The 3,659-nt window shown below is 46.9% G+C and carries 3 protein-coding genes; all 3 read right to left on the bottom strand.

All coding sequences use genetic code 11. The features are described from left to right. Positions 1-355: 355 nt before the first annotated feature. Complete coding sequence (locus HMPREF1207_RS30490) at positions 356-715, bottom strand: hypothetical protein (RefSeq protein ID WP_138918189.1); 360 nt, start codon at positions 713-715, stop codon at positions 356-358. Positions 716-1,888: 1,173 nt separating this feature from the next. Then, the gene (locus HMPREF1207_RS27665; RefSeq protein WP_009674519.1) at positions 1,889-2,173 is read right to left on the bottom strand and encodes a hypothetical protein; all 285 of its coding nucleotides are present in this window, start codon (positions 2,171-2,173) and stop codon (positions 1,889-1,891) included. Positions 2,174-2,186: 13 nt separating this feature from the next. Then, positions 2,187-3,197 (bottom strand): ParM/StbA family protein, encoded by a 1,011-nt coding sequence (locus HMPREF1207_RS27670; RefSeq protein ID WP_009674523.1) that lies wholly within the window; start codon positions 3,195-3,197, stop codon positions 2,187-2,189. Between the last annotated feature and the right edge of the window lie 462 nt (positions 3,198-3,659).

A 3,659-nucleotide genomic window follows, 5' to 3' on the forward strand; every position in this document is an offset into this window, starting at 1 on the left:
ATAACTTACTTGGTATGCTCTTATGCATACCTTCTCTTCTTCTCTTCTCCCTTTTATTTCTCCGGCCTACTACTGGCGCACCGCTCTTGCCCTTCGATCCTGCGAATACACGTCAGTGCTTCAGTCACCTTCCATCAAACCTTATGACAAAATTCGCATGAAAAAAAAAAAAAAAATAAAGATTTTTTTGTATTAACCTCTTTTCCCAGCATGATCACCGTACCCCAATGAAGAGAAGATACCTCTTTTCTAAGAAGAGGCAATGCGGCCTCTCCTGGCGACAGACCCTAAAGCATGGTGGCCGGTACAGCCACGCCCAGGAACATATCCGGCAACTGCAGGTCAATCGTATCGGTCATACCGCAGCCTTCTCCCCAGCATGCGGATCCGGAAGCACACCTGCAGAAGCGCGCCCTGCGGCCGACGGGTGCGCCTCTCCGGGAGAGGCCACCTGCTGGGCACCGGTTACAAGCTGCTGCGGATCGACCGAGCTTGTAGGACCGGCTGCCGCCGGGTACGTGTTTGCATGGATCCTGGGCGCTGTGGATGCTCTTTGGCCGGATCCGGCCTCCGGCAGCTGGGCTACCTGCAGACGACTGCGGCGCCTCCCCTGGAGGAGTCCTCCCGGCGGCCATCGGCCTGAGCGCTCCGGATCGGCTGCCGCGAGGTTCGCGACTGCGTGCTGTTTAGTGCGTGACTTGTGTAACAGTTCCACCAGCAAAAGAGCGCCCTACAGCCAACTGTGGCGTGAAGGCGGCGCTTGCCGGAAATGAGCCCCGCTGATCGCGCGCCGGCAACGATCTGCGAGGGAACTGCAGCTCCCTCGCAGATCGACCGAGCACGCTGTGGGACTATCTGCCGTCGGGTACGCGTTTGCGCTCTCCTGGGCGCTGTGGGTGCTCTTTGGCCGGCTCAGGCAGTTGGGCTAACTGCAACATCGCGCCCTGCAGCCGACTGCGGCTCCTCCCCGGGAGGAGGCCTCCCGGCGGCCATCGGCCCGAGCGCTCCGGATCGGTTGAGCTTGTAGGACCGGCTGCGGCGGGGAGTGGCCGGCACGGCTTCCTCGCGCCCCTGGAACATGGCCAGAGCAAACCTGTTCTATCCCTTCCCCTACACTGCATAAATTTCCTTAAGAGCGACTCAGTAGCTCCACCCGAGATCCGTTTTATAGGGGGGAATTCAATTGTGAAAGCAATCAGAGTAGAAGGAAAACGAGACATTAAGCACTATATCCGGACTACGAATGACACGTATTCCAAGATGCGAAAGCTTTCAACTTCATGTGAAATAAGACCGGCAGAATTGTCCTATATTTGCTTGGATTTCGTCCTTCATGATTATAAATTTGCGAAGGAATTCTTTATACATTTGAACAGTTTAAAGGAAGTAAAAAAAAGGTTTGGTTCAAGGGTCGCCCCTCACTATTTAAGATTAGATAAGGAGCTTGAGGACAAACTGCAGGAAGCATGCAGCAAGTTAAAAATCGCCCCTGCTACTTTCCAAAACTGTGTCTTAGAATTTTGCCTGAATTCAAGTGCATTTGTTCACTTTCTGCAATTTGAATTAGAAATGAACAGGAACGATGCGTACCGAGTCACTTTGCTTCTTGAGAAGAACAAAATCAGATATATTTAGTCAGTGGATGCTTGATCCCATTGCGTTTTTTTTCAGTAAGATACGACTTATAGCTTTTAATCATAGCCTTTTCCTGACGGTGACAATTACCGCAAAGACCAAAATTCTTTGAAATAGAGCTGCCACTCTTTACTTCATGTTGGCATTTCCTGCATTTCATTTCATTTCCCCCTTTTACAACTCAGTATGGACAGAAAAAAGGGGTATAAAACATAAAAAAGCCAGGATCCGATTACCTGGATCCTGGCCTTGATTAACGTCGTATAAGAGAAGCCGGCAGTTTAACTTGAGCGACGGCTTCGTCATTCTCTTTGAAAGGCTCCTTTTCCTCCACACTTTCCGTAACTACTGAAGGGCGAACGGTTTCAAAGTTACCGCCTTTGTAATACGTACTTGAGGGCTGCTCACCTAAAAAATATAATCGCATGGCTCTGCGAATCTCATGGTTTTGAAGCCCAGAAGGAATTTTTTGTATGGCAGCGTAAAGATCGTCATCATGTTTTGTGAAATAAAGCTGCTTGACTCTTGGTTTTGCCATAAGTTCCGCCTCCTTACTTCGATTCTTCTAGCTCAAGTTGCTGTGCAATTTCCTCGTAACCTAATACCTGGACGTCCTGAGAATCCTCAACAATACTGCAAAAATGCTGCTTTTCTTCCTCTAAAAAATCCCTAACTCTTTCAGCTGTCCCGCCGCTGAATACAACTTCCTCCAGACTTTCTCTATACCTGTCATCGTATTTATCGAGAATATCCGTCCAAACGTCACGGGCATACATTCTTAGTGCATCTTTAACGTATGGCCGATCAATAATCGGTTCATAAACAATTCCACTATTTTTGTCCTGTTGCGGAACGCCTTTATCCAGCAAGTCATCCACTTCATAGTATTTGAAATTACTTTTAAACTCCAAGTTTACAGCATCCGTAATCCGTTTGTAGGCAGCCTGAATGCCTAAATCCCGGTTAGTCTTCACAGTGTCGGCGTCTATATCTCCGTTGTTAAGAGGCAGATAGTTCACTGTACGGAAACCCAAGTCCACAAGAAGTATTTTTTTCCTAAATATAACGTTTCCTCTTTGGCGAACCAACGAATAGAAGGACCCAAGCCCTTGAGAGACCACGAATACATCTTTAACTGTAATATTCATATCCTTGCCATTGAGTTTGAGTTCATGAGTTTTTTCAAAAACCGTTTTAAGGAGTTCAGCTTCATCCATATTTTGAAACGGCAATCCTGTTACCATGCTTACCGTTTCAGATGACTTTTGAGAGGTTTTGGCCAAGGCATACATAGCCAAAACCTTGTATGCTATATTTTCAGCTCTACGAACGTTTTCGTTTGCTGTAATCGGTTTTCTGCCGAGCTTGTAAACATTGTCCCCAACTATGTATTCCAAACCATCTACCGAAATCACATCAATACCTTTAGTCTCACCAGCATTTAGCGATTCACCGAGTAAAGCAACAACAGCTTTTTCTTTTTTTACAATTCCGCCGTTGTCTAAATATTTTAGATAACCATAACCAATATCAATCTTGCGAATAACTATTTCTTTTGTCATGCATTTCACTCCTTGAATATATATTAGTTTACAATCAATTTACCATCACTTTTACCACTACTTTCTATATTACTATAGAATTTCTTCCTAGTAAATAGAAATTCACAATAAAAGTGATACATATTTTACAACTACTTTAATATATAATTACATCTACTTTAGTACATAATGATATCTACTCAAAAATACAATCGACTGCGTGCCGGCTCCAGGATGTTCCAGATAAATGGTCAGCAACTAAAAGTGAGTGAGGCAATGCCGCCCGTCTGCAGTTAGCCTGGTCACCTGGTCAACGCTGTCCGTCGCCGCCGGCTCACCAAAAGGCCGGCAGCCGAAGAAACCCTGACCCTTCCCCGTTCGTCTCCTACCGACGTTGGCCAGGCGAGCTGCAGGCGATCGGAGAGATCCGGAGGAGCTCGGAGCCGGTTACGGCCGACGTTGGCCAGGCGAGCTGCAGGCGAT

The organism is Paenibacillus sp. HGH0039, from assembly GCF_000411255.1.
Taxonomy (GTDB): domain Bacteria; phylum Bacillota; class Bacilli; order Paenibacillales; family NBRC-103111; genus Paenibacillus_F.

What these genes read in the sequence shown, in the direction of transcription:
- HMPREF1207_RS27665 (WP_009674519.1), bottom strand. Translation starts at nt 2,173, where the DNA reads ATGGCAAAACCAAGAGTCAAGCAGCTTTATTTCACAAAACATGATGAC.
- HMPREF1207_RS27670 (WP_009674523.1), bottom strand. Translation starts at nt 3,197, where the DNA reads ATGACAAAAGAAATAGTTATTCGCAAGATTGATATTGGTTATGGTTAT.